The sequence below is a fragment of the Desulfobulbus propionicus DSM 2032 genome, from assembly GCF_000186885.1.
Classification (GTDB): Bacteria; Desulfobacterota; Desulfobulbia; order Desulfobulbales; family Desulfobulbaceae; genus Desulfobulbus; species Desulfobulbus propionicus.
Window position 1 is genome coordinate 2082975 of sequence record NC_014972.1, and the last position, 24696, is coordinate 2107670.

Here is a 24696-nt window from a genome sequence, read left to right on the forward strand (position 1 = left end):
GGCGATCAGGAAAATTGATCTGTCGGTCCAGCAGCGAGGATGACGCCGTCACCACTGAGAAAATCCTGAATATCAGGCATTTCTTTTTCGAACTGTTTGCGTAGTTTCTTAAGAAGATTGGATTCGATCTGCCGGACCCGCTCGCGGGAGATGTTGAATTCGTCGGCAATGGTCTGCAGGGTCTTCGGTTCATCGCTCAGCAACCGGGTCGTCAGGATGACCTGCTCTTTTTCGTTGAGCCGGGTACTGAGATCGGCGAGAATTCCGGCCAACCGTTCGCGCATCTCCTGACTGGCGACCATTTCTTCAATGCCTGGCCCCTCGTGCGGGAGAAAATTTTTCTGTTCATCCTCTGAATCGCTGCGTACAGGAGCCTCAAGCGAAACATCCCAGTTATCCATCCGCTGGCCCATCTCGATCACTTCGCTTTCCTTGACGTTCAAGCGCTCGGCCAGCAATTTGACTTCCGGTTTGAACCCCTGCGATTCAAGGAGCTTTTTCTCCTTGTTGAGGCTAAAAAACAGTTTGCGCTGGGCCTGCGTGGTGCCGATTTTCACCAGCCGCCAGTTGTCCATGATGAATTTGAGAATGTAGGCACGGATCCAGTAAGCGGCGTAGTACGAAAACTTGACCCCGCGATACGGGTCGAACTTCTTGGTGGCCTGGACAAGGCCCACGTTGCCCTCCTGAATGAGATCCATGAAGTTTTGCATCCAGTATTTCTGGAAATCCATGGCCACCTTCACCACCAGACGCAGGTTGGACGACACCAACCGGTAGGCCGCATCCGGATCGCCAGTTTCTTGAAACCGAACCGCCAGTTCTTCGGTTTCCTCCCGACTCAACAGTTCGTACTGGCTGATTTCCTGGAGATAGCGATGGAGCGCCGGGTTGCTCAGTGCCGGCAGATTGTCGTCACTGCTGGTCAGCATCAAGGCGTGCTGGGGCGCCTCATTCAGATCCACGCTGTCGATTTCGCTCTGCTCTCTCATTCAACTCTGGTATATCGTTGGTCATTCAACTCTGGTATATCGTTGGAAAACGTAACCCTGCAAGGAGAGGACTCGCATGCAGGGCTTTGGTGAAAACATTACTCGAAAATTTTGAAAAAAACACTTTAATACGACAGTAAGCCCTTGAGGAGTTTTTTTTTCGCCGAATCTATGCTAAGGATACCCGGCTCGAACACCCCCTACTTTTTCCTTGTTCCTCTTTTCGCTCTTTATGGATAAAATTAGAAATTTCAGCATAATAGCCCATATTGACCATGGCAAATCCACCTTGGCCGACCGAATGATCCAGTTGTGCGATATGGTCACCGATCGCGAGTTCAAGGACCAACTGCTTGACAGCATGGACATTGAGCGGGAACGGGGCATCACCATCAAATCGCAAACCATCTGCCTGCCGTTTCAGGCCGAGGACGGCACGACCTATACCCTGAATTTGGTCGATACGCCGGGGCATGTGGATTTCAGCTACGAGGTCTCCCGAGCGCTGTCCTCGTGCGAGGGCGCGTTGTTGCTTATTGACGCAGCCCAGGGTATCGAGGCGCAAACCTTGGCCAACTTGTATCTGGCCATGGAAAACAACCTGGAAATCATTCCAGTGATCAATAAGATCGACCTGCCCGCCGCTGAACCGGACAAAGTGGCGGCGCAGATCGAGGAGGATTTGGGGTTGGATGGCGAAACCATCCAACGGTGTTCCGCCAAGACCGGCCAAGGGGTCAGGGAATTGCTCAATGCCATTGTCCGCCTCCTGCCGCCCCCCTTGGGGGACCCGACAAAACCCCTAGAAGCCTTGATCTTCGATGCCAATTACGACCCATACCGCGGCACGGTCATTTCGGTGCGCATCGTCAATGGAACGGTAAAAACCGGCGACCAGATCGTGTTCATGTCCAATGGGGCGGAATACCGGGTGGAGGAACTGGGCATCTTTCGCCTGCGACGTGAACCGCGCCAACAACTTGCCGCCGGTGAGGTCGGCTACATCATTGCCGGGGTGAAAACCGTGTCCGATACCCGGCCAGGCGACACCATCACCCATAAGGACCGCCCCTGCCCCACCCCCCTGCCCGGCTTCAAGGAAGTGCAACAGGTGGTCTTCTCCTCGCTCTATCCCATCTCCACCGACGATTACGAGGATCTGGCCAGCGCGCTGGAGAAACTCAAGCTCAACGACGCGGCCCTAACCTTTCAAAAGGATTCCTCAGCAGCGCTCGGCTTTGGGTTCCGCTGCGGCTTTCTCGGTCTGCTCCACCTGGAAGTGGTGCAGGAACGACTCGAGCGTGAATTCGATATTTCCCTGATTCTGACCGTACCCACGGTTAAATATAAATTTTACCTGCAGAACAAGACTGTGGTCGAGGTCGACAACCCCACCTATTTCCCGGACCCTGGTTCGATCGCCCGGATCGAGGAACCGTACATCAAGGCCACCATTCATATCCCCGAGCGCTACATGGGCGTGGTCATGACCCTGTGCATGGAACGACGCGGAGAAAACACCAAATACCATTATCCCATGCCCGGACGGATCGAATTCACCTGTGAGCTACCCCTTGCCGAGGTGATCTACGATTTTTACGACAAACTCAAATCCATCACCCAGGGCTACGGTTCCTTTGACTACGAACTGATCGACTATCGTCCCAGCGATCTGGTCAAGCTCGACATTCTGGTCAACGGCGAGCAGGTCGATGCCCTGTCGCAGCTCACCCACCGGACCAAGGCCAGGGAACGGGGGCTCAAGGCCTGCGAGCGGCTCAAGGAAGAGATTCCCCGCCAAATGTTCAAGATCGCTATTCAGGCAGCCATCGGCGGCAATATTATTGCCAGGGAAACCATTTCCGCCCTCCGCAAGGACGTGACCGCCAAATGCTATGGCGGCGACATTAGTCGGAAACGGAAATTATTGGAAAAACAGAAGGAAGGAAAAAAGCGGATGAAAACCGTGGGCAATGTCGACATTCCCCAGCGGGCCTTTTTGGCGGTGCTCAAATCGGAGCAATGAACCCTTCCCCGGGAGGCGTAACGGAAATGGACCGGGCAAAGCCGCTCAACCGACTGCGCAGGCTGTCCAGCCCCTGACCGGTAGAGGAGGAAAAGATGATCCTGTCGTCCGCGGTCAGGGTGAGGCCGGCATCCAAGGCGGCCGCATTCTTCATCTGCTGGTTGCGGCTCAGCTTATCCGCCTTGGTGTAAACGGGCAGGTATGGTGTGTCGAGATAGCGCAACCAATCGACCAACTCCCTATCCAACTGCTTGAGCTCGTGCCGCAGGTCAATGATCACCACCACGCAGGCAAGGGTGGACCGGGTTGTGACATATTCAGTAATCAATCCCTGCCAACTCTGGCGGGTCTGCTGGGAGACCTGCGCATACCCGTATCCGGGCAAATCGACCAGATACAGCGATTCTTCAACCAAAAAATAGTTGAGACTCTGCGTTTTTCCGGGCTTGGAACTGGTCTTGACCAAGTTGGACCGATCGACCAGCCGGTTGAGCAAACTCGACTTGCCGACATTGGAGCGACCGGCAAAGGCGATGTCCGGATACACCGGTGCGGGCAACTGGCCGATGGCGTGGGCGGAGAGAAGAAACTGTACTTTCCTGAAGTCGATCATTGCCTGCCCCCGCCCATCGTACCGGATGCCCTATCAGTTATTGGTTAGATCACCTTGTTGAGCGAGTATTCGATGATGCCCTCGGCCCCTCTCTTTTTCAGGCAGGGCACCAGATCGCGCACCTGATGCTCGGAAATGACCGTTTCCACCGAAAACCATTCCTGTTTGTACAGTTGGGCCACAGTAGGCGCGTTGAGGCTAGGCAGCATGCCGATCACCTCGTCCAGCCGCTCCTTGGGAACGTTCATTTTCAGGCCGACAATGCGGTCGGCGCGGAGCGCCCCCTGCAACAACATGGCGATGTTTTCGATTTTTTCCCGTTTCCAGGGATCGGCCAAGGCCGCCTTGCTGGCGATCAGCTGGGTGTTGGATTGCATCAGTTCGTGGATCACCCGCAATCCATGGGCGCGGATGGTGGACTCGGTCTCGGTGACCTCGACAATGGCATCGGCCAGGCCTGAAACTGCCTTGGCCTCGGTGGCTCCCCAGGAAAAAGTGATTTCGACCTTCAGTCCACGCTGCTCGAAAAATTTGCGGGTAACGTTGACCAACTCGGTGGCGATACGTTTGCCGTCCAGCTGTTCAACCCGAGTGATGTTTGAGTCGCCCGGTACGGCAATCACCCAGCGGGTCGGTTTCTTGCTCACTTTGGAATACACCAGATCTTCCACTACCACGACATCCGATTCATTCTCCAAGGTCCAGTCTTTGCCGGTGATACCGGCGTCCAGCATGCCCGATTCGACATACCGCGACATTTCCTGCGGCCGGCAGATCGAACAGGACAGTTCGGGGTCGTCGACTTCCGGGAAATAGTTACGTGATGCCAGCTTGATCTGCCATCCCGACTTTTCGAACAGGGCGATGGTGGCATTCTCAAGACTGCCTTTGGGAATTCCCATTTTCAGCACATTCATTATCAATCCTCGATGCTATGAGTTATTTATCGCCATAAACGGCGGCAGGATCAAAAACCCGCTCCTGTTCATGAACAACGAGCGTCCCATCACTCACCTTGCGGTAAAAGCAACTGCGATAACCGGTATGACAGGCCGCGCCACCCAACTGCTCGACCTTGTAGATCACCGTATCCTGATCGCAATCCACTAAAATTTCCTTGACGAGCTGTACATGGCCGGAACTTTCCCCTTTCAGCCACAGACTTTTCCGCGACCGACTCCAGTAGTACGCCTTTCCGGTTTCCAGCGTTTTTTCCCAGGCAAGCTGGTTGATATAGGCGAGCATGAGGACCTCACCGGTCTGATGGTCCTGGACAATAGCCGGCAACAAGCCGTTGGCATCTTTGGCAAAAGCGAGTTCAATCATCGTTGGCCGTGGGGGTTGCAATAGGCTCCTGTCTTCGAGAGGAGCTGAGAGTATCAACGTGTACGGGAACACAACGCTCAACGAAAAAATGCTTCACCCGACAAGGAGAAGGCGACGCTGGATCCCCGATTCATGCGGCATTGGCTGGGGCTTGCACATTTATGCCTTCATTCCCACTTTGTCAAGTCTTCAGTCACTGACAATGCGCTGGCTTGTCAAACTGAAGAGCAGCGGCTATACTATCCTACTTTATGTCAGTCTCCATTCTCAACCCCAACGCATCAAAGGACACATCCCCATGAGCCCCGTGCAGTTGTTCGACACCGTTTCCGTCAGTTACACCGCCACCCTACCGTCAGGAGAAGTGATCGAAAGCGTGCCGGAAAACAAACCAATCACCCTGACCATTGGATCGGGAAGAATCCTCAAGGCTGTTGAAGCCTCGCTCATGGGCCTGGAACCCGGTGAAAGCAAAACCGTTCATATTCAACCGGAAGACGCCTACGGCTCCTACTATAAATCCCTGGTCCATGAAGTGGATCGTGCCAACTTTGCCGATCGTATCGATCCCAAGCCAGGCATGATTCTTTCGCTGACCATCGAGAGAGAAGGCGTCACCCACCAGGTGCCGGCCACCGTCCTCGCTGCCGGCAAGGAAACCGTCACTCTTGATTACAACCATCCCCTGGCCGGACGGGTGATCACCTACACGGTCAAGGTCCACGCCATCGGCAACTAGCAGCACTCTTCCTTTCTCCTTATTTCTCCGTATCAAGATTCTCTTGCCAGACAGAATACGGTTGATCGCGGCGGACTGCATGTTCGTTCCTTCGTGCCCGTTGCCTTGCACCTGCACCTACTGCCTGACCTTGCCCATTGAGTAGAAACTCAATGGTTCCAAAGAATAACCCTTCTCAGAAAAAATTCTGTACAATCACCTCCGGACACGTACAATACGACTAAGATCGGGGTTACTGGGAATTCCATCCCGGCTTTTTACATGCCCACCTTTCTCTTTTTTTTCGATCTTAACCGGAGAAGACGCACCATCCCAACGAAGGAGAACCGTTTATGTCTATTGAAGATGATGAAATATTGCAGGGTTTTATAGAAGAATCGCTTGAGCATCTGGCTGATATCGAAAACGACCTCCTTGCCATCGAAGAAGGAGGCGCCGACATCGATGTCGAACTGGTGAACAAGGTTTTCCGCGCCGCCCACTCGATCAAGGGCGGGGCAGGTTTCATGGGGTTGACCGTTATTCAGGATCTGGCCCACGCCGCCGAGAATGTGCTTGGTTTGATCCGCAGCGGCAAACTGGTGCCCAATCCGGATATCATCAACGTACTCCTGCTCGCGGCCGATGAGTTGCAGCACCTGATTGAAGATGTCGGCAACAGCAACAGTGTTGACATCTCCCGCCACACCGCGGCACTGAACGCCATCTTTGAAGGCGGCGAGGCACAACCGGCGGCGGCGAAATCCGAACAGGTCAATAAAGCGGTCTCGCCGTCCGAACCTGAACCGACTCAGCCGAGTGAATCTATCGAAGAGACGACCGTAAACTGTGAAGAAGAAAGCGGCGAAGAGGCGATGCTGGAAGTCGATGAAGACGGGAACGATGACCATGAGGGCGAGATGCCGGAAACAACGGCGGTGGAAGCCGGGCGCTCACGGGCTCGCAAGTCTTCAGCCAGCACCCAGAAACCCGACACCAGCATTCGGGTCACGGTCAGCCTGCTCGATCAACTGATGAATCTGGCTGGAGAACTGGTTCTTTCCCGCAATCAACTCTTGCAGACCATCACCTCCGGCGATGTGCGCAACGCGGAAGCCGTCGGACAGCGGATCGACCTGGTCACCTCCGAACTGCAAGAGGCGATCATGCTGACCCGCATGCAGCCCATCGGCAACGTCTTCAACAAATTTCCGAGAGTTGTACGCGATCTGTCGAAAAAATTGGGCAAACAGATCGATCTGACCATCGTCGGCAAGGATGTCGAACTGGATAAGACCATCATCGAGGCGATCAACGATCCTCTCACCCATCTGGTCCGTAACTCGGTTGACCATGGTATCGAGGCACCCGAAGAACGAATCCAAAAAGGCAAAGATGTCCGCGGTCTGATCGTTCTCAAAGCCTACCATGCCGCCGGACAGGTGGTGATCGAGATCAGTGATGACGGCAAGGGCATTGATGGCAACATGCTGGCTGAAACTGCGGTCAAGAAAGGGTTGATCACTGCGGACCAGGCCAAGGTCATGTCGGAAAAAGAGCGGATCAACCTTATCCTGTTGCCCGGTTTTTCCACCGCTAAGAAGGTGACCGACGTTTCCGGTCGGGGCGTGGGCATGGATGTGGTCAAAACCAACCTCGACCAGTTGGGCGGTTCGATCGAGATCGAATCCGAGGTGGGCAAAGGTTCGACCATCAGCATCAAACTTCCGCTTACCCTGGCGATTATTCCCTGTCAAATCGTCATGACCGGCGGTGAGCGCTACGCCATTCCCCAGGTCAACCTGGAAGAACTGCTGCGCATTCCAGCCTCCAAGGTTAAGGAACGGGTGGAACGGGTGGGAGATGCCGAAGTTGTCCGCTTGCGTGGCAACCTGCTGCCCCTGATTCGCATGGCCGAGGTGTTCGATATTGATCGGACCTATTACGATCCGATTGAAGAACAAACCAAACCTGACCGCCGGCGCAATATCGCTGACCGGAGGTCCAAATCGACGCCGCTGTTCAGGGAAGAGGGGGCACCGCAGCCCCAACCCAGAAGCGATGAGCAGGATCGAAAGCGAAAAGAGGAAGAGCGGCGGCAAAGCCCTTCAAGCGCCCTGAATATAGTGGTGGTGTCCACCGGTGCCATGAAATACGGCCTGATCGTTGACCGCTTGCACGACTCCGAAGAAATCGTCATCAAGCCCTTGGGTCGGCACCTGCAGCAATGCCAGGGTTATGCCGGCGCCACCATCATGGGCGATGGCCGCATCGCCTTGATCCTTGATGTTTCCAATATTGCCCGCATGGCCGGCCTGACCTCGCTTGACGGTTCCGAACGGGCCACCGAACTGGCCGAGGCCGCCAAGGAAGCCATTACCAAAACCCGCGACAAGCAGGCGCTACTGACCTTCTCCAGTTCCGCCATGGAGCAATTCGGTGTGCCGCTGAATCAAGTTGAGCGGGTTGAGAAAATTAAACGCAACGATATCGAAGAAATCGGCGGCCGAAGGGTCATGCAGTATCGCGGCGGCAGTTTACCGCTGATCAGTATCGACGAGGTGGCGTCAGTGATGCCGTTGGATGATCGGGAAGATCTTTTGGTGATTGTTTTCCGCCTTGCGGGCAAGGATGTCGGTCTGCTGGCGATAGGCCCTATCGATGCCATTGAAATATCGGCTGAAATCGATGACGTTACCCTTAAGCAACCCGGCATCATGGGATCGGCGATCATTGGCGGCAAAACAACGATGCTCGTCAATATCTTTGAAATCATGAAGATTTCCAATCCACAATGGTTCGAAGATCACGCCGCGTACGCGGAGATCGAAACCGACGAAACCCAGGCGCCGACCATTCTGATCGTTGAAGATTCCAATTTTTTTCGCAACCAGGTGAAAGGGTACATGGAGGAAGCGGGATTCAACATTCTTGAGGCGGAAGACGGTAAAATTGCCTGGGACATCCTTCAGGAGCATGGCGACAGCGTCACAATGGTCGTCACCGATATCGAGATGCCCAACATGGATGGGTTCACCTTAACCGAAAAGATCAAGGGCGATAAGCAGCTTAGACATACACCGGTCATCGCCCTGACCACGCTGGCCGCGGATGAGGATATTGCCCGGGGCAAAGCTGTCGGCGTCGATGAATACCACATCAAACTCGACAAGGAACGGCTGATGGAAAGCGTGCACAGGTATGCAAAGGCCGCCATGGCCTCTTGATCGGATTGCCGTCGGAGAACCAAGGCCAATCCGCATGAACAATTCCAGTATCAGCATCAAGTGGAAAATCCTCATCTTGGCGCTTTTGGGTCCTCTGGTGATTGCCATTCTTCTCTCCTGGCAACGGGTAAACGATATCCGTTCCGGTGCCGAGAAGGCCATCATCTCAAAAAGCGCGGGTATCGTTTTGATGGCCGAGGCAACTCGTGACGAGATGGCGAGAAAGTTGCAAAGCGGGGTGATCAAACCTTTTGAGCAACTCACCTCTGCCAATATCCTTGAGGCGGTTCCGGTGATCACCGCCATGCAGGGAGCGGCCGCCAAAGCCGAGGAGGCTGGGTACGTTTTCCGTACACCCAAGGCAATGCCGCGAAACCCGCAGAACACTCCGAGCGATTTGGAAAATGCGGTGTTGCAGGAACTGGCCAGCAAAAATCTCACCGAAAAGATCCTCATCGAGAAAGACCAGATACGCTATTTCAAGCCGGTACGGCTCACAGCCGAATGCCTCTATTGTCACGGCGATCCAGCTGGCACTAAGGATGTCACGGGAGGCACCAAGGAAGGTTGGAAGGAAGGAGAAATCCACGGTGCCTTTGAAATCATTAGCTCCTTGGAAGAAACAAACAAGGCGGTCGCCCGGGCCCGCTGGCATGTCGTCGTATCGGTCACGATTACGTTGTTTGTCGTTAGCGCTATCTGCATCTATCTGATTCAATCCGGGATCATCAAACCGTTGCATGAGGTGAATGCGTTTATCGATCGCATGGCCAAGGGAGATCTTCAAGGAAAACTTGCAGCTCGAACCAAGGATGAAATCGGCAACATGGTCAATCAGTTAAGCGGCATGACCGAAAAACTGAGCGGCATGATACGAGAAATTTCCCATGCAGGAGACACCCTGTTTACGTCTTCCGGGAAGCTCGGCTCTTCAGCTGATGACTTTGCCTTGACGGCGAACGACACGGCAATGCGGACAGTGTCCGTTGCCGCCGCAGCCGAGGAAATGAGCGCCAACATGTCGACCGTTGCTGCGGCAACGGAACAAGCGGCAACAAATATCGCCGTGGTGTCGTCGGCCACCAAGGACATGACCTCAACCATCAATGGCATTGCCAAGTCGACGGAAAAGGCGCAGGAAATTACCAAGACAGCGGTTCGCGAGGCGAGTTCCGCCTCTGAAAAAGTCGATGCGCTCGGTCGAGCAGCCGTGGAAATCGGCAAGGTAACCGAAGCCATCACGGAGATCTCAGAGCAAACCAATCTATTGGCGCTCAATGCGACCATCGAGGCGGCACGGGCCGGGGAAGCGGGAAAGGGGTTCGCCGTGGTCGCCAATGAAATCAAGGGACTCGCGCAGCAAACGGCCCTGGCGACAGGAGAGATCAAAAACCGCATTCATTCCATTCAGGAATCAACCGATGCAACCATTCAACAAATCCAACTGATCACTCAAGTGATTGACGAGATTAACACGATCGTTTCCTCCATCGTTGCCGCAGTTGACGAACAATCCGCGACCACCAATGAAATAGCCGAGAATATCAATCAGGCCTCCATTGGCATCCAGGAAGTCACGGCAAATGTTGCGCAAGTTTCTCTGGTTTCAACCACCGTGGCGCAGGACATTGCCGAAGTCAGCCAAGCCAACGATTCCATCGCTCACGAGAGCATCGAAATAAAGACCAATGCGGCCAATCTCACCCTCATGGCCAACCGGTTGAAAGAACTGGTGCAACATTTCAAGGTGTAACCGGCTGAAGAACATCGACAATTCAGGACAATCTTTTCAATACAAGATGGAGACAACTCATGTCTGAACCCAGCAACCTCACAAAGAACATTATTGAACTGGCCACGTTTTATGTCGGCCATGCCCTCTGCGGCATGGATATTCTCAAAGTGCAGGAAATCAACAAGTTGATGGAGATGACCAAAGTCCCCCAGGCACCGGACTACATGGTTGGCATCCTCAACCTGCGCGGACAAATCGTCACGATCATTGATCTTGGCCAAAAACTTGGTCTTGGCAACGTGGAAATCACCAATGAATCGCGCAATATCATCATCAATGCCCCCGGCGAACACGTAGGTCTGCTGGTCAGCCGCATCAGCGACGTGGTCATGGCCGATCCGGATCGGATCGAACCGGCACCCGCCAACATGAGTGGCATCCAGGGCTCTTTTTTCACTGGTGTCTACAAGACCGAAAATAAGCTAATCGGCATCCTTGACATCAAGGAGGTGTTGCGAATTGAATCGGACAACCTCAGTCGCGGGCTTGAACGGTAACCTGTATCAAGCGATCATCGGATCTTTCATCTCTTTCCCTGTTCAGTTGTATGTTTGGAAAAAAAATCAAAGTATTGGTGGTTGACGACACCATTGTCTATCGCAAGGCGGTCAGCGACATCCTTGGCGAAATGCCAGGCGTGGAAGTTGTCGGTGTCGCCCATAACGGAAAGATTGCTGTCTCGAAGATACAGACCCTCAAGCCCGATCTGCTGACGCTTGACATCGAGATGCCGGAAATGAATGGTATCGAGGTCTTGCAATACCTGCAACAACACGCACCCCAGGTGTCCGCAATCATGGTTTCCACCCTGACCAGCGAGGGGGGGGATATGACCATGCGCGCCCTGGAACTCGGCGCCTATGATTTTATTCTGAAACCGACCGCAACCAACATCAATGACAGCAAGCAGCAACTGCGAACCTTGCTCACGCCGCTGATCAAGACCTTCCAGACAGGTCGAACCACGGTTGGAGCCTTGCAACAAGGGGGGACGCGAAAAATAGCCGGGACAAGTCAAGGATACATACGGCTGCAAGCCACCCCTTCAACCGTTATCGGCAGTGGCAGATATACCGCGCCCTCAGTGGGGACAAGCCGGCGCCAAGGCAAATCAGAAATTGTCACCATCGGTATTTCCACCGGAGGCCCCAATGCCTTGGCAAGGATGATGCCGATGTTGCCCGGCGATCTTGGCGTGCCGATCGTCATTGTTCAGCACATGCCGCCGGTATTCACAAAATCTCTCGCCAACAGCCTGAATATAAAATGCGCCCTGACCGTGAAAGAGGCGCAGGATGGCGAGCCGTTACAAGCAAATGTTGCATATATCGCTCCTGGTGGTAAACAAATGAAACTCGTCGCGTCGGCCGATGGAACGAATCGGTTGATCAAAATCACCAATGATCCTCCGGAAAATTCGTGCAAACCTTCGGCGGACTATTTATTCCGATCGGTTGCCGATTACTACGTTGGCCGGACAACCGCGGTGATCATGACCGGAATGGGCTCGGATGGCACCAAGGGATTGAAAATTCTCAAACAAAAAGGGGCATTGGTCATCGGCCAAGATGAGGAAAGCTGTGTGGTGTACGGCATGCCCAAAGCCCCGGCAGAGCTCGGTCTGACAGACGTTGTCGCGCCGTTGGATAAAATTGCCGCTGAAATCATCAAATCGGTGAAATAACGGATTCCTTCACACAACGGTTCCCATGTTGAAAATTACCCCTGAAGAGATCAAGCTCATCACCAAATATATCTATGAAATCTCAGGGATATATCTTGACGAGAGCAAAAAATATCTTCTTGAAACCCGGCTGAATACGATCGCCGAGGAACAAGGATGCTCTAGCTATCAAGATTTTTATCAAAAGGCCAAGGCTGACGCGAGCAAGACCATCGAGCGAAGAATCATTGATGCCATCTCCACTAATGAAACATTGTTTTTTCGTGACTCCGGTCCATTTCAACTGTTGCAGCATAAGATTTTCCCGGAACTCATTGATGCCCGCGCACCAAAGAGTCCCATGTTGAAGACAAATCTTAAAATATGGAGCGCCGCCAGTTCAACAGGACAGGAACTTTACTCGGTTGCCATCGTTCTCCAGGAACTCTTGGGCGACATGTCTAAATATTCCATAAAATTACTTGGAACTGACATCAGCGATGCCGCAATATCGCAAGCAAGTAGCGGCAAATACAATAAATTCGAAATTGAACGAGGTTTATCCCGGGATAAACTTACGAGGTATTTCACCTCCATCGGTCAGACCTGGAAAGTCAGCGATCACCTTCGCGCCATGGTGAACTTTCGTAAGTTCAACCTCATGTCTCCATTCACCAGTTTAGGGAAATTTGATGTCATCCTCTGTCGAAATGTAGCCATCTATTTCACCTTGGAGGACAGAAAAAAGCTCTTTAAGGGTTTCTTGAAAATTAAATGCAGTAGCCTGCGACAAGTTTAACTATCAAATTGTTGATTTTGTGTAAATATGTTACATTCTTCATCGTTTTAAGGCCGCATCCGCCAACCATCACCCGATGGAGATCAGCCATGATCCAGCCCGGCTTTTTTGATTTGCAGGACCGATTGCACAAAATCGACAAGAACGGCGACCCACTTGCCAAGATCAACGAGACGGTCAACTGGGAGATGTTTCGTCCTGCGCTCGAAAAGGCCAGGGACAAGGGCCGGCAGTCTACGGTCGGGCCGAAGGGGTACGACGTCATCCTGCTGTTTAAGATTCTCATCCTGCAGTCGTTGTACAATCTGTCGGATGACGCGACCGAGTTTCAGATTCTCGACCGGCACTCCTTTGGGCGCTTTCTTGGTCTGCACATCAGCCAGAAGGTTCCCGATGCCACCACCATCTGGCGTTTTCGGGAAGACCTCGTCAAGGCCGGCATTGTAGAGGAACTGTTTGCGACCTTCGATGCGCATCTCCGGGACAACGGCTTCATGGCGATGAAAGGGCAGATCGTGGATGCCAGCATTGTCAGCGTGCCCAAACAGCGGAACAGCCGGGAGGAAAATGCCCGGATCAAAGAGGGCGACATCCCGGAGAACTGGTCCGAGAACAAGCGGCGTAGAAAAGACGCGGACGCGCGCTGGACCAAGAAGAACGGCAAGTCTTATTACGGCTACAAGAACCACATCTCGGTGGATGTGAAGCACAAGTTGATTCGCAGCTATGCCGTGACCGATGCGGCCCTGCACGACAGCAACGTGTTCGAGCAACTCCTTGCCGACAATACGAGCAAGGACGTCTGGGCGGATTCGGCCTATCGATCCGCGGATCGATTGGAGCGCCTCGGCCAGGATGGTTTTCGTGAACACATCCAACGCAAGGGGAGCCGCAATCGTCCCTTGACGCCCAGAGAACAGGAGGGCAACCGAACCAGATCCAAGGTCCGTTCGCGAATCGAGCATGTCTTTGGTGTACAGGCGCAGCGAGCGGGGAATGTACTGTTGCGCACGATCGGCATAGCCCGAGCCCGAGCAAAGATCGGCTTGCGCAACTTGGTGTATAACATTGACCGAATGGGGATGCTTCTGGCTGCAAGCAGGTGAAGTGTGCCCGGAGTGCGGCAAACTGGCAAAAGACCGCCATCGAGCACAGAGCGAGGCACCGCCAAGGTGCAAAACCGATCGGATTAAAAGCCAGAAGAGCATGGTCTTTGTGAATAAAATTGTCGGTGAATGGTGCCGGGGCTTGCTAAGCTAAATTTCAAGATTCCCTTAACAAAATCGCTGACGCCCTTGAACCCGATGGGTATCTGATCATCGGCTCAACGGAATCGCTGACCGGTATTTGCCCGCGGTTCATACCCAAACGGCATCTTCGATCTATTTTTTACCAACTGAAATAACTGATTAAAGAATCAAAAAATCCGCTCTGAAAGCTTGATGGTGCATCTATGAATAGCATGACAATACTTGTTGCCGATGACGATCCGGTCATTCGTAAATTGTTTGAAAAACGGCTCGGCAAGGAAGGGTATACGGTAACCATCGCCGCGGACGGAGCGGAGGCGGCACGGTTGCTCGACACCCGGCCATTTGACGTGATTATCACTGATCTGGTCATGCCTGGCAAAATCGGCGGCATTGAACTGTTAAAATTGGCCAAGGAAAAAAGTGTTGAAATTGAAGTCATCGTTATCACCGCACATTCGTCCATTGATACCGCTGTCGACGCCATGAAGAAAGGCGCGGTTGATTATCTCGAAAAACCAATTAATTTTGACGAACTGTTCCTTCGACTCGAAAAAATTTCGGAACGTAAGGCCTTGATGAAAAATGCCGGTGATCTACGGGAGGCGATGGAGGTCACTGAGAGTTCAGCCGCTCAAACCATTCAAAATCTTGAAATCATCAACAGTAATCAGCAACAATTGCTAGACCAATTAGAAACGATCCTCACTAATGGCCGCCAGGAACAGGGAAAACGGATTGAACAGGCATTGCACCTTCTGACAAACAGATCACTTTGATCATGGATGAATTGCCCCTGCACAACCAGAATCTGTCCTCGTTTGACCGCCTTCGGCACGTTGTCGCCACCCTGCGCGGCACCGGAGGGTGCCCCTGGGACATCAAGCAGACTCCGATGTCACTCAAAAAATATCTGCTGGAGGAATGCACCGAGTTGATCGAGGCTATCGACAAGGGCAGCGAAGCAGACGTTCGAGAAGAGATTGGCGACATTTTTTTCATCCTCACGCTGTTAACATCTATCTTTTCTGAACAACAACGCTTCACCATCGACGATGTCCTCGACGATGTCGCGGCCAAAATGGTGCGCCGCCATCCCCATGTCTTTGGCGATGCCGAAATTTCCGACGAGCAAGAACTGCGCGCCCAGTGGGAACGGATTAAACATCAAGAAAAGCATCCCTCCCCTCCCCTGCCCTAACCACCTTTTCGCTTGACATTTTTTATCTTATTTTACTAATATATTTATTTTATCCATTTTAACCTTCTCGCTCTCACCGCCAGGATTGAAGCGAGGGCCACCATGACCACGAGGAGGAATCATGCGTCATTACGAAACCACGTTTATCCTTCGTCCGAACCTGGGCGAAGACCAATTCACTGAAATCATTGACCGAACCACCGCTATCATCAACGGTGACGAAGGATCAATCATCTGTCTCGACCGCTGGGGAATCAAGCGCCTGGCCTACGAGATCAACAAGGAAGTCCAAGGATATTACGTCTACCTGAACTATGCCGCTCCTGGAAAAACCGTCGACGAAATTGAACGTATTTTCCGGATTGATGACAGGGTGCTTCGCTATCTGACAGTAAAACTCGGCGACTCGATGAACGCCGCCGCGATCGAAGCCGAGAAGCAACGTATTGCCGAGAAAGCTGCCGCCCGCGAGAAGGCGCTCTCCGAAGACGCGGAAAATGACGAGTTCGACAGTGAAGAACTGGAAGACGAAGCCAATCAAGAATAAATCGTCTCAACATTATCCACCCACCTGTAAGGAGTAGCATCATGTCGCAACCCAAAAAAGTTTTTTCACGTCGTCGCGTTTGCCGATTTTGTACCGACAAGGACGTTACCATCGATTACAAAGATCCGAAAACCCTTAAAAATTTCGTCACGGAACGAGGAAAGATCATTCCACGGCGAATTTATGGTACCTGCGCCAAACATCAGCGCGAGTTGACCGAAGCTGTTAAACGTGCGAGACAACTGGCATTGTTGCCCTACATGGGAACAGTACAACCATAACGGTTCGCCTGTACGGAATGATCAACACCGGGCCTGGGTGGATGAAGGTGCCTTTCAGACCCGGCCAGCTCCTGTTTCTTGGCACCCTGTTTTTTTTGCCCGTGCTCAATCCGCAACTTTTCAGTTGGCTGCACGGATTGCTGGCTGTCCCTGTCTTCTTCGCCCTGACCACCAACGGGCGTCAAGCCGGAGCCGCCCTTATATGGGTTAGTCTCCTTTTGGCGGGATTAGGGGCTCTGTTGCTGCAGCGGGTCGAACTTTTCTTCTTTTCGCTGACGATGGTGCCCTTGGGCTATACCCTTTATCACAGTGCTGATAAAAGGGAATCCGTGGCGACCAGCGGCGGCAAGGGAGTAGCCATTCTCAGTCTGACTTGGTTGTTTTTTTGGGGACTGTATGGTGTCACCGCCGGCTTCAATCCCTACGTCAATCTGTTGAAGGTACTTGATTTTGGGTTCCAACAAACCCTTGAAGTGTACAGCTCCAAGGAGGCCGGATTATCTCCGGAGGTGATATACAACCTGCAGCAGATCACGAACAATTTGCGGGCCATCACCCCCAAGCTGCTTCCCGGACTGCTGGCCTCGATGACCATTTTCACAGTGTGGGTCAATCTGGTCATCGCCAACGTTCTGGCAGGGCGTCAAAATAACGGGAGTCTGCCTTGGGGACGATATTCCTCCTGGAAACTGCCGGACCAGCTGATATGGCTACCCATCGTCGCCGTTTCCCTGCTGATCGTCGGGCACGGTCCAATACAGTATGGAGGAGGCTGTCTGCTTCTTGTTTCCGGCCTACTCTATTTCTTTCAAGGCTTAGCTGTGGTGATCGCCTTGTTTGAACGGTGGAATGTTCCGGTGCTGGTTCGAATCATTCTTTATTTTGTTTTGCTCATCCAAAGCTACAGCGTGGTTTTTCTTGCCGTGCTCGGCTTAAGTGATGTTTGGTTCAACATGAGGCAAAAATCGGACGAGCGATGAATCAGGTGCGTTATGCATGGTTTTACTTGCGGCATGCCTGACACCTCATCGGTGCTAATTGATATATAGACGATATAACGAAGAGGGTCTTATTCATGGAAATCATATTAAAAGAAACAATCGAAACGTTGGGCCAGGAAGGCGAAATCGTTAAAGTGCGTCCTGGGTACGCCCGCAATTTCCTTATCCCTAAACAGAAAGCAGTTCTGGTCAGTAAGGAATCGCTGGCTCGCTTGGAAAAGGAAAAACAGGCGATTGCCGCCCGGTTGGCCGAGCAGAAGAAGCAGGCAGAAGGCCTGGCTGCGCAGCTCGAGGGGAAGGTGGTGATCATCGCCAAACGCGTCGGCGATGAAAATCGTCTGTTTGGTTCCGTTACTGGCAACGATATTGCCGTCAGCTTACAAGCGGCCGGGGTAACGGTTGACAAAAAGAACATTGTTCTTCCGGATGCTATCAAGGCCATTGGCGAATACACCATCACCATCAAAACCGGTTATCAGACATCCGCCAACGTGCTTGTGCAGGTTGTCGCGGAAACACCCGGCGAGGCGTGAGCCCGACCCGATAACGTCCGTCTTTCTTCGCTAGGGAGCGGGGACATCGTCCTCCGTCCCCGGCCCGGCACAAGCTCTCCTCTCCCCTGGAACAGGGGCAGATGGAACTACTTATGCCGTTGGTGTGCCGTAACTGCCTTTTCTGCTCGCAGGAAAGGCAGTTCTATTTTCAACGTGCCATTCCCTGGCGGTGACGGTATAGTTGCGCTCGCGCACAAATTTTCCTTTCTTCGGCCCCGCAATCAACCTATGCAGCACCTAGTTCCTTCAACCATGCCATCTCCCCGGGTTCTTCCTCCGCAAAACATCGAGGCCGAACAAGCGGTACTGGGAACGATTCTACTGCAGGACAAAGCCTTGCTGAAGATTGTCGAGGTGCTGGAACCGGAGGACTTCTATCGGGACGCCCACAAGACCATTTATGCGGCAATGCGCACCCTTTTCGAAAAACGGGAGCCGCATGACCTGATCACCGTCACCGGCCTGCTCGGCGATCAGAATAAACTGGAAGAGGTCGGCGGTGCCGCCTATCTGGCCTCGCTCACCGATATCATTCCCTTTTCCGGAACGCTGGTCCACCATGCCCAGATTATTCGCAAGAAATCCATCCTCCGCAAACTGATCCAAACCACCTCCGAGGTGGCCGCCCGTTGCTATGACGCCCAGGATGATATTGAAACCCTGGTTGATCAGGCTGAAAAAACCATCTTCGAAATTGCTCATTCTAACAAGGGCCAAGGGTTTCAGCCCATGGGCACCATCGTGCCCCGTGCCTTTGAACGGATCACGAGATTGTTCGACAAACAGGAACACATCACCGGCGTGGCCACCGGCTATGATGAACTCGACCGCATGACTGCCGGTCTGCAACCCGCGGAATTGATCATTCTCGCGGCCCGTCCCTCCATGGGCAAGACCGCCTTGGCGATGAACATCGTCCAGCACGCGGCCCTGATCGGCAAGGTGGCGGTGGCGGTGTTCAGCCTGGAAATGTCCATGGAATCCCTGGCGCTGCGCATGCTCTGCTCGGTTGGCCGCATCGATTCCCAGCGGATTCGCACCGGCAAGCTCCACGACAATGACTGGCCCAAACTGACCCGGGCCACCGGGATGCTGGCCGATGCGCCGATCTACATCGATGACACCCCCGGCCTGACAGTGCTCGAAATGCGGGCCAAAGCGCGACGGCTGAAATCCGAGCACGATCTCGGCCTGATCGTGGTCGACTATCTCCAGCTGATGCAAGGCAAGAGCAACTCGGAGAACCGGGCCCAGGAGATCTCGGAAATCTCCCGCTCGCTCAAAGCCATGGCCAAGGAACTGGATGTACCCGTGCTGGCCTTGTCCCAGCTCAACCGCAGCCTGGAAAACCGTACCGACAAGCGGCCCCAGCTCGCCGACCTGCGCGAATCGGGTGCCATCGAGCAGGATGCGGACGTGATCATGTTCATCTACCGCGACGAGGTCTACAACCGAGCCGAGGACAATCCCAATCGGGGATTGGCGGAAATCATTGTCGGCAAGCAACGCAACGGACCGACCGGCATGATCAAGCTCACCTTTCTTGGCGAGTACACCACTTTTGAAAATTACACCAGCCGCCTACCCGGTTCCCATTACCAGCCGGAACCCGGTATGGCCGCTGAATTCGATTTCACCTGATTCGATACCGACCTTCAACCATCTCAACATTCGCACAGCCCGTCATGCAGATCAACGACAAGTACGATTTCAAGGCCATCGAGCAGCGATGGCAGCAACGCTGGGAACAGGAAACGACCAACAAAGTCAGCCATCAACCGGGACGGCCCAAATACTATGTCCTGGAGATGTTCCCCTACCCGTCCGGCCGGATTCACATGGGGCATGTGCGCAACTATTCCATCGGCGATGTCATCGCCCGTTACAAACGGATGCAGGGGTTCAACGTCCTCCATCCCATGGGGTGGGATGCCTTCGGCCTGCCGGCGGAGAATGCGGCCATGAAACGGGGCATCCACCCAGCCTCCTGGACCTATGAGAACATCGACTACATGCGCGGTCAGCTCAAGGCCATGGGCTTAAGCTATGATTGGGACCGGGAACTGGCCACCTGCGGGCCAGAATACTACCGCTGGGAACAGCAGCTGTTTCTCAAGATGCTCGAACGCGGCCTGATTTATCGCAAGGAGACCACGGTCAACTGGTGCGACGACTGCCAGACCGTGCTTGCCCGTGAGCAGGTGATTGACGGCACCTGCTGGCGTTGCGACCAGCCGGTCCTGCCCAAGACCATGCACGGTTGGTTTTTCAAGATCACTGATTATGCCGAGGAATTGCTGGCCGATCTCGATAAACTCGGCGGCTGGCCGGAGAAAGTGGTCACCATGCAGCGCAACTGGATCGGCAAAAGCACTGGCCTGGCCTGCGACTTCAAGGTGGAAGGGACTGACCAGACGATCACCATCTTCACCACCCGGCCGGACACCATTTTTGGCGTTACCTTCATGTCCCTGGCGGTGGAGCATCCCCTGCTCAAGACCCTGACCGCCGGCAAGTCTCAGGAAGCGCAGGTACGAACCTTCATCGAGGAGACCATGGTGGCCAAGCAGCGGGCCAGCCTGGACCAGGAGGTGGAAAAGCGGGGGGTATTCACCGGCAGCTACTGCACCAATCCTTTTACCGGCGAGCGAGTGCCGATCTACGCCGCCAACTTCGTGCTCATGGAGTACGGCACCGGCGCGGTCATGGCTGTTCCCGCCCATGATCAGCGTGATTTTGAATTTGCCCGCAAGTACGACCTGCCGATCCGGGTGGTGGTGCAACCCGAAGGCGATTCCCTGGATCCGGTCACCATGACCGCCGCGTCGGAGGGTCCGGGCATGCTGGTTGCCTCCGGTGCCTTCACTGGCATGGATTCCCTTTCCGCGCAACAGGCGATCATCGACCATGCCCACCAGGCCGGATTCGGACGACCGCATGTCACCTACCGGTTGCGCGATTGGGGTATTTCCCGCCAGCGCTACTGGGGAGCGCCCATCCCGGTGATCCACTGCGACAGCTGCGGCATCGTGCCGGTGCCCGAATCGGACCTGCCCATCCTCCTCCCCGGTGCTGGCGAGCCCAAGGGCAGCCACAGCCCGCTTCATCAGCAAGAAGCGTTCATCGCCACCGCCTGTCCGCGCTGTGGCAAACCCGCCCGCCGGGAAACCGATACCCTCGACACTTTTGTCGAGTCTTCCTGGTACTTTGCCCGCTACACCAATCCAGGACTCGACACCGCGCCCATCGACAGAGAGGCCGCCGCCTACTGGCTGCCGGTGGATCAGTACATCGGCGGGGTGGAGCATGCCATCCTCCATCTGCTCTATGCCCGTTTCTTCACCAAGATGCTGCGCGATCTCGGCTACCTGAGTGTGGATGAGCCCTTCACCAACCTGCTCACCCAGGGCATGGTGATCAAGGATGGCGCCAAGATGTCCAAATCCAAAGGCAACGTGGTCGATCCCAACGAGCTGATCCAACAGTATGGTGCCGATACGGTCCGTCTGTTCTCGTTGTTTGCCGCACCGCCGGAACGGGATCTGGAATGGAACGCCCAGGGCGTGGAAGGCGCCTCGCGCTTCCTCAACCGAGTCTACCGGCTGGTGGTGCAGAATCTTTCCTGCTTCCAACAGCCGGCCGCTGTCGATCTCACCGCCCTCAACGAACCGTCTCGGGCGCTGTATCGTAAAACCCACCAAACCATTCGGCGGGTGACCGAAAGCATCGAGAGCAATTTTCACTTCAATACCGCCATCTCCGGAGTCATGGAACTGGTCAACCTGGCCACCACCCAGACCGACGAGCCCATCGACCCGGCAGTGCAGCGGGAAACCCTGGAAACCATCCTTACCCTGCTCTTTCCCATGGTCCCCCACTTCTGCGAGGAATTGTGGGCGATCTCGGGCCATACCCGGCAGCTCCATCACACCTCCTGGCCTGCCTTCAATATCGAGGCGGCCAAGGAAGATGAGATTACCATCGTCGTCCAGGTCAACGGCAAGGTGCGGGCCAAACTACAGGTCCCCGCCGATATCGACGACCAAACCCTGCGGCAGCAGGCCTTGTCCGAGGAAAAAATCGCCAAGCTGCTCGACGACAAATCACCGAAAAAGGTGATCGTAGTGCAAAAGAAATTGGTGAATATTGTCCTGTAATCCATTCACGCCATGCTCGCCGCCGATCCTGGTCCCGGCCTCTGATCGCCGACTTGAAGGAAGGAATGCCATGCGAAACTTGCCATCGATCCAATGGGGGATCATCTTGCTCTGCCTGCTGCTGCTCAGTGGCTGCGGCTATTATTTTCCCCATGTCTATGAAGGCGGGCACAAGGTCATCTACATGCCCGCCTGGAAAAACCGGACCAATAAACTGAACCTGGACATGAAGATTTATCAGTCCCTGTCCCGTTGGTTTCAAAAGTCCCAATCGGTCGACCTGTCCAAGGAAAAGAGCGGTGCCGATTTTATCCTGGCGGGAGAGATTCTGTCCATCGATCTGCCCACCGTTTCCTGGAACAGTGTTTCCGACGCCACCGGTACCAAGGTGAACCTCACGGTTCGTTATGCCCTCAAGGATGTCCAATCAGGCAAGATCATCTGGGAAGTGCCCCGCAAGCTTTACACTGCCGATTATACGGTGCAAACGGCGACCAGCGCCGCCGATGACCAAGCCCTGGCCACCATCATCGAGGACATGTCGGAAAACATCTACCTGGGAACCCTCAATAAAATCCGCAAACAACAGGCTCAATCGCCACCGCCCAAGTGAACGTAACCCCAACGGTTGATCAAGGCGCCACGGAGCAGTCTGCGGCGCCTTTTTCTTTCCTTTTCATTGTATGGACCATACCCTGACAACCGCCCTGCCCCCCCTCACCATCGGCTCCCTGCATCTGGGCAACTCGTTGGTGCTGGCTCCCTTGGCCGGCTATACCGATCTGCCCTTCCGCCTGTTGTGTCGGGAAAACGGCGCGGCCCTGTGCTTTTCCGAGATGATCAGTTGCCACGGCCTAGTGTACGAGCAGAAGAATACGCTAGAACTGCTGCGAACGGTTCCGGAAGAGCGACCCTTCGCCGTCCAGTTGTTCGGCAGTGAACCGGAATTGATGGCCAGGGCGACGGCCATGGTCTCCTCCGGACCGGTGGATCTGATCGATATCAACATGGGCTGTCCGGTGCGCAAGGTAATCAAGAAGGGCTGCGGGGCGGCGCTGATGAAAGACCCCCAGCGGGCCGAGGCCATTATTCGGGCGGTGTGCGCCCAGACCTCCCTGCCGGTGACGGTCAAATTCCGCAGCGGCTGGACCGGGGAGAGCGTTAACGCCCCGCAGTTTGCCGCCATGGCCGAAGCGGCCGGCGCCTCGGCGGTCACCATTCATGGCCGCACCTGGGTGCAGGGGTTCGGCGGCCGCGCCGACCGACGGGTCATCCGGGCGGTGAAGGATGCGGTGTCAATTCCGGTGATTGGCAACGGCGACATCCTTACCCGTGCCGATGCACTGGAGATGATGGCCGAAACCGGGTGCGACGGAGTGATGGTGGGACGGGGTGCGCTCGGCAACCCCTGGCTGTTCTCGCCGTCGGGCAGGCCGGCGACCCTGGCAAACCGGTTGCCGGTGATTGAACGCTATCTCCAATTGGCTGAACAGTTTCTGCCCCTGGACAAAGTGCTGTTCAAGGTGAAAAATCACACCGCCAAGTTTCTCTCCGGCCTTGCCGGCGCGGCCACCCTCCGCCATGCCCTCTATGCCTGCGACAGCACCGAGGAAATGCTCGCCCTGCTCGCGCGTCACAGTGCGGCAACCGACCACGATGCCCCTCACTCCTGAGGTTCGGGGGCAATCATTTTCGGTGCCGCCATCTTTTCTACCTGCCGATACAATTCCAGAGAGAGGGCTTGGGCCCGGTTCAGTTCTTCCCAGGACATCTCCATCATCAGGTTGTTGCGATTGATGGCGGCAACGGTGTTACCCCGGCTGGCGGCCAGCGAATACCAGGCATACCCCCTTGCCCTATCGGTGGCGGTGCCGGTGCCTGTCGCGTACATCAGCCCGACGTTGGCCTGGGCCATGGTGTCTCCCTGCTGGGCCGCCTGCTCGTACAGTTCAAGCGCTTTTTGATAGTCGCGATCACCGCCCAAACCGTTGTAATACAGGTAGGCCAAGTCGTTCTGCGCCGCCCGGTTGCCCTGCGCGGCCGCATTGGTCAACCATTTTTTCGCTTCAAGGTAATTCTGCGGCACCGTGCTGCCACGCAGATACATGGCACCGATAATGGCCAGCGACTCCGGCGAGACCTTGCCCTGCTCGGCCGCCGCGAGCAGCCACTTGAAGCCGCCGCGCTTGTCCGGATCGGTTCCCTGTCCCTGATAGAGCATGCCGCCATAGACAAACTGGGCCTCGGCATCGCCGCGCTCCGCCGCCTGCCGATACAACCCCAGGGAGCGGGCCAGATCGACCGGCCGGCCGATACCGTAGTAGGCGCGGTAGGCCTGGGCCTTGAGTTGCCGGATCACGGCCTCCGGCTCGCCGGTTTGCGCCCAACCAACGGTGACCAGAAAAAAAACAACCAAAAGCGAACCGAATGACCGTTGCATGGCCTCACCCCATGAACAGAAAAGTATGCACGAACCGACCAGCTTCTGGTTAAACCGCATGGGCCACGCCGCTTCAAGCAAAAAGCGGACACACCGAGGACAATGG

23 protein-coding genes are annotated in these 24696 nt (G+C 54.6%); 18 read left to right on the forward strand and 5 right to left on the reverse strand.

What is annotated here, in order from left to right:
- Positions 1–5 precede the first annotated feature (5 nt).
- Complete coding sequence (locus tag DESPR_RS09040; RefSeq protein ID WP_015724503.1) at positions 6–992, reverse strand: sigma-70 family RNA polymerase sigma factor; 987 nt, start codon at positions 990–992, stop codon at positions 6–8.
- Positions 993–1224: 232 nt separating this feature from the next.
- Here DESPR_RS09040 and lepA point away from each other — a divergent pair, with 232 nt between their 5' ends.
- Positions 1225–3018 carry a translation elongation factor 4 gene (gene lepA / locus DESPR_RS09045; RefSeq protein ID WP_015724504.1) on the forward strand — a complete coding sequence of 598 codons (1794 nt, stop codon included), beginning with the start codon at positions 1225–1227 and terminating at the stop codon, positions 3016–3018.
- Here the strand turns inward: lepA and yihA are convergent.
- From yihA to hisI, 3 genes are read right to left on the reverse strand one after another with little or no spacing between them, the layout of a single operon-like run.
- The gene (yihA, locus tag DESPR_RS09050) at positions 3002–3631 is read right to left on the reverse strand and encodes a ribosome biogenesis GTP-binding protein YihA/YsxC (RefSeq protein WP_015724505.1); all 630 of its coding nucleotides are present in this window, start codon (positions 3629–3631) and stop codon (positions 3002–3004) included. The genes lepA and yihA overlap by 17 nt on opposite strands.
- Before the next feature lie 44 nt (positions 3632–3675).
- Complete coding sequence (gene hisG / locus DESPR_RS09055; RefSeq protein ID WP_015724506.1) at positions 3676–4548, reverse strand: ATP phosphoribosyltransferase; 873 nt, start codon at positions 4546–4548, stop codon at positions 3676–3678.
- A gap of 22 nt (positions 4549–4570) precedes the next feature.
- Entirely contained in the window at positions 4571–4957 is a 387-nt protein-coding gene (hisI, locus tag DESPR_RS09060) for a phosphoribosyl-AMP cyclohydrolase (protein ID WP_015724507.1), read from the reverse strand.
- 298 nt (positions 4958–5255) lie between these two features.
- Between hisI and DESPR_RS09065 the strand changes: the two genes are divergently transcribed.
- The 17 genes from DESPR_RS09065 to dusB all read left to right on the forward strand — a co-directional run bounded on the left by DESPR_RS09065 (position 5256) and on the right by dusB (position 23823).
- Positions 5256–5696 carry an FKBP-type peptidyl-prolyl cis-trans isomerase gene (locus DESPR_RS09065; protein WP_015724508.1) on the forward strand — a complete coding sequence of 147 codons (441 nt, stop codon included), beginning with the start codon at positions 5256–5258 and terminating at the stop codon, positions 5694–5696.
- A gap of 332 nt (positions 5697–6028) precedes the next feature.
- Positions 6029–8902 (forward strand): hybrid sensor histidine kinase/response regulator, encoded by a 2874-nt coding sequence (locus DESPR_RS09070; protein WP_015724509.1) that lies wholly within the window; start codon positions 6029–6031, stop codon positions 8900–8902.
- Between the two features lie 34 nt (positions 8903–8936).
- On the forward strand, positions 8937–10655 hold the full coding sequence (locus DESPR_RS09075) for a methyl-accepting chemotaxis protein (protein ID WP_015724510.1): 1719 nt from the start codon (positions 8937–8939) through the stop codon (positions 10653–10655).
- Positions 10656–10714: 59 nt separating this feature from the next.
- The gene (locus tag DESPR_RS09080; RefSeq protein ID WP_015724511.1) at positions 10715–11194 is read left to right on the forward strand and encodes a chemotaxis protein CheW; all 480 of its coding nucleotides are present in this window, start codon (positions 10715–10717) and stop codon (positions 11192–11194) included.
- A 50-nt stretch (positions 11195–11244) separates the two neighbouring features.
- Positions 11245–12381: a protein-glutamate methylesterase/protein-glutamine glutaminase gene (locus DESPR_RS09085; RefSeq protein WP_015724512.1), complete on the forward strand. Its 1137-nt coding sequence runs from the start codon at positions 11245–11247 to the stop codon at positions 12379–12381.
- A gap of 25 nt (positions 12382–12406) precedes the next feature.
- A complete protein-coding gene (locus tag DESPR_RS09090; RefSeq protein WP_015724513.1) occupies positions 12407–13159 on the forward strand; it encodes a CheR family methyltransferase in 753 nt (250 codons plus the stop codon).
- Between the two features lie 89 nt (positions 13160–13248).
- A complete protein-coding gene (locus DESPR_RS09095) occupies positions 13249–14265 on the forward strand; it encodes an IS5 family transposase (protein ID WP_015722803.1) in 1017 nt (338 codons plus the stop codon).
- Positions 14266–14612: 347 nt separating this feature from the next.
- The gene (locus DESPR_RS09100) at positions 14613–15188 is read left to right on the forward strand and encodes a response regulator (protein ID WP_015724514.1); all 576 of its coding nucleotides are present in this window, start codon (positions 14613–14615) and stop codon (positions 15186–15188) included.
- Positions 15189–15190: 2 nt separating this feature from the next.
- Positions 15191–15610, forward strand: a complete 420-nt coding sequence (locus tag DESPR_RS09105) for a MazG nucleotide pyrophosphohydrolase domain-containing protein (protein WP_015724515.1) — start codon at positions 15191–15193, stop codon at positions 15608–15610.
- A 121-nt stretch (positions 15611–15731) separates the two neighbouring features.
- Entirely contained in the window at positions 15732–16157 is a 426-nt protein-coding gene (rpsF, locus tag DESPR_RS09110; RefSeq protein WP_015724516.1) for a 30S ribosomal protein S6, read from the forward strand.
- Positions 16158–16198: 41 nt separating this feature from the next.
- On the forward strand, positions 16199–16438 hold the full coding sequence (gene rpsR, locus DESPR_RS17885; protein WP_015724517.1) for a 30S ribosomal protein S18: 240 nt from the start codon (positions 16199–16201) through the stop codon (positions 16436–16438).
- A gap of 17 nt (positions 16439–16455) precedes the next feature.
- Positions 16456–17418 carry a DUF2232 domain-containing protein gene (locus tag DESPR_RS09115; protein ID WP_081457999.1) on the forward strand — a complete coding sequence of 321 codons (963 nt, stop codon included), beginning with the start codon at positions 16456–16458 and terminating at the stop codon, positions 17416–17418.
- Between the two features lie 95 nt (positions 17419–17513).
- Positions 17514–17972: a 50S ribosomal protein L9 gene (rplI, locus tag DESPR_RS09120; protein ID WP_015724519.1), complete on the forward strand. Its 459-nt coding sequence runs from the start codon at positions 17514–17516 to the stop codon at positions 17970–17972.
- A gap of 249 nt (positions 17973–18221) precedes the next feature.
- Positions 18222–19634: a replicative DNA helicase gene (gene dnaB, locus DESPR_RS09125; protein ID WP_218918233.1), complete on the forward strand. Its 1413-nt coding sequence runs from the start codon at positions 18222–18224 to the stop codon at positions 19632–19634.
- Positions 19635–19678: 44 nt separating this feature from the next.
- Positions 19679–22150, forward strand: coding sequence for a leucine--tRNA ligase (gene leuS, locus DESPR_RS09130; RefSeq protein WP_015724521.1), 2472 nt, complete (start codon positions 19679–19681; stop codon positions 22148–22150).
- A gap of 70 nt (positions 22151–22220) precedes the next feature.
- Positions 22221–22763, forward strand: a complete 543-nt coding sequence (gene lptE, locus DESPR_RS09135; protein ID WP_015724522.1) for an LPS assembly lipoprotein LptE — start codon at positions 22221–22223, stop codon at positions 22761–22763.
- Positions 22764–22833: 70 nt separating this feature from the next.
- On the forward strand, positions 22834–23823 hold the full coding sequence (gene dusB, locus DESPR_RS09140; RefSeq protein ID WP_015724523.1) for a tRNA dihydrouridine synthase DusB: 990 nt from the start codon (positions 22834–22836) through the stop codon (positions 23821–23823).
- On the opposite strand, the gene DESPR_RS09145 is transcribed toward dusB, so the two are convergent.
- Complete coding sequence (locus DESPR_RS09145; RefSeq protein WP_052302085.1) at positions 23814–24590, reverse strand: tetratricopeptide repeat protein; 777 nt, start codon at positions 24588–24590, stop codon at positions 23814–23816. The genes dusB and DESPR_RS09145 overlap by 10 nt on opposite strands.
- Between the last annotated feature and the right edge of the window lie 106 nt (positions 24591–24696).

What these genes read in the sequence shown, in the direction of transcription:
- DESPR_RS09040 (WP_015724503.1), bottom strand. Translation starts at nt 992, where the DNA reads ATGAGAGAGCAGAGCGAAATCGACAGCGTGGATCTGAATGAGGCGCCC.
- lepA (WP_015724504.1), top strand. Translation starts at nt 1,225, where the DNA reads ATGGATAAAATTAGAAATTTCAGCATAATAGCCCATATTGACCATGGC.
- yihA (WP_015724505.1), bottom strand. Translation starts at nt 3,631, where the DNA reads ATGATCGACTTCAGGAAAGTACAGTTTCTTCTCTCCGCCCACGCCATC.
- hisG (WP_015724506.1), bottom strand. Translation starts at nt 4,548, where the DNA reads ATGAATGTGCTGAAAATGGGAATTCCCAAAGGCAGTCTTGAGAATGCC.
- hisI (WP_015724507.1), bottom strand. Translation starts at nt 4,957, where the DNA reads ATGATTGAACTCGCTTTTGCCAAAGATGCCAACGGCTTGTTGCCGGCT.
- DESPR_RS09065 (WP_015724508.1), top strand. Translation starts at nt 5,256, where the DNA reads ATGAGCCCCGTGCAGTTGTTCGACACCGTTTCCGTCAGTTACACCGCC.
- DESPR_RS09070 (WP_015724509.1), top strand. Translation starts at nt 6,029, where the DNA reads ATGTCTATTGAAGATGATGAAATATTGCAGGGTTTTATAGAAGAATCG.
- DESPR_RS09075 (WP_015724510.1), top strand. Translation starts at nt 8,937, where the DNA reads ATGAACAATTCCAGTATCAGCATCAAGTGGAAAATCCTCATCTTGGCG.
- DESPR_RS09080 (WP_015724511.1), top strand. Translation starts at nt 10,715, where the DNA reads ATGTCTGAACCCAGCAACCTCACAAAGAACATTATTGAACTGGCCACG.
- DESPR_RS09085 (WP_015724512.1), top strand. Translation starts at nt 11,245, where the DNA reads ATGTTTGGAAAAAAAATCAAAGTATTGGTGGTTGACGACACCATTGTC.
- DESPR_RS09090 (WP_015724513.1), top strand. Translation starts at nt 12,407, where the DNA reads ATGTTGAAAATTACCCCTGAAGAGATCAAGCTCATCACCAAATATATC.
- DESPR_RS09095 (WP_015722803.1), top strand. Translation starts at nt 13,249, where the DNA reads ATGATCCAGCCCGGCTTTTTTGATTTGCAGGACCGATTGCACAAAATC.
- DESPR_RS09100 (WP_015724514.1), top strand. Translation starts at nt 14,613, where the DNA reads ATGAATAGCATGACAATACTTGTTGCCGATGACGATCCGGTCATTCGT.
- DESPR_RS09105 (WP_015724515.1), top strand. Translation starts at nt 15,191, where the DNA reads ATGGATGAATTGCCCCTGCACAACCAGAATCTGTCCTCGTTTGACCGC.
- rpsF (WP_015724516.1), top strand. Translation starts at nt 15,732, where the DNA reads ATGCGTCATTACGAAACCACGTTTATCCTTCGTCCGAACCTGGGCGAA.
- rpsR (WP_015724517.1), top strand. Translation starts at nt 16,199, where the DNA reads ATGTCGCAACCCAAAAAAGTTTTTTCACGTCGTCGCGTTTGCCGATTT.
- DESPR_RS09115 (WP_081457999.1), top strand. Translation starts at nt 16,456, where the DNA reads ATGATCAACACCGGGCCTGGGTGGATGAAGGTGCCTTTCAGACCCGGC.
- rplI (WP_015724519.1), top strand. Translation starts at nt 17,514, where the DNA reads ATGGAAATCATATTAAAAGAAACAATCGAAACGTTGGGCCAGGAAGGC.
- dnaB (WP_218918233.1), top strand. Translation starts at nt 18,222, where the DNA reads ATGCAGCACCTAGTTCCTTCAACCATGCCATCTCCCCGGGTTCTTCCT.
- leuS (WP_015724521.1), top strand. Translation starts at nt 19,679, where the DNA reads ATGCAGATCAACGACAAGTACGATTTCAAGGCCATCGAGCAGCGATGG.
- lptE (WP_015724522.1), top strand. Translation starts at nt 22,221, where the DNA reads ATGCGAAACTTGCCATCGATCCAATGGGGGATCATCTTGCTCTGCCTG.
- dusB (WP_015724523.1), top strand. Translation starts at nt 22,834, where the DNA reads ATGGACCATACCCTGACAACCGCCCTGCCCCCCCTCACCATCGGCTCC.
- DESPR_RS09145 (WP_052302085.1), bottom strand. Translation starts at nt 24,590, where the DNA reads ATGCAACGGTCATTCGGTTCGCTTTTGGTTGTTTTTTTTCTGGTCACC.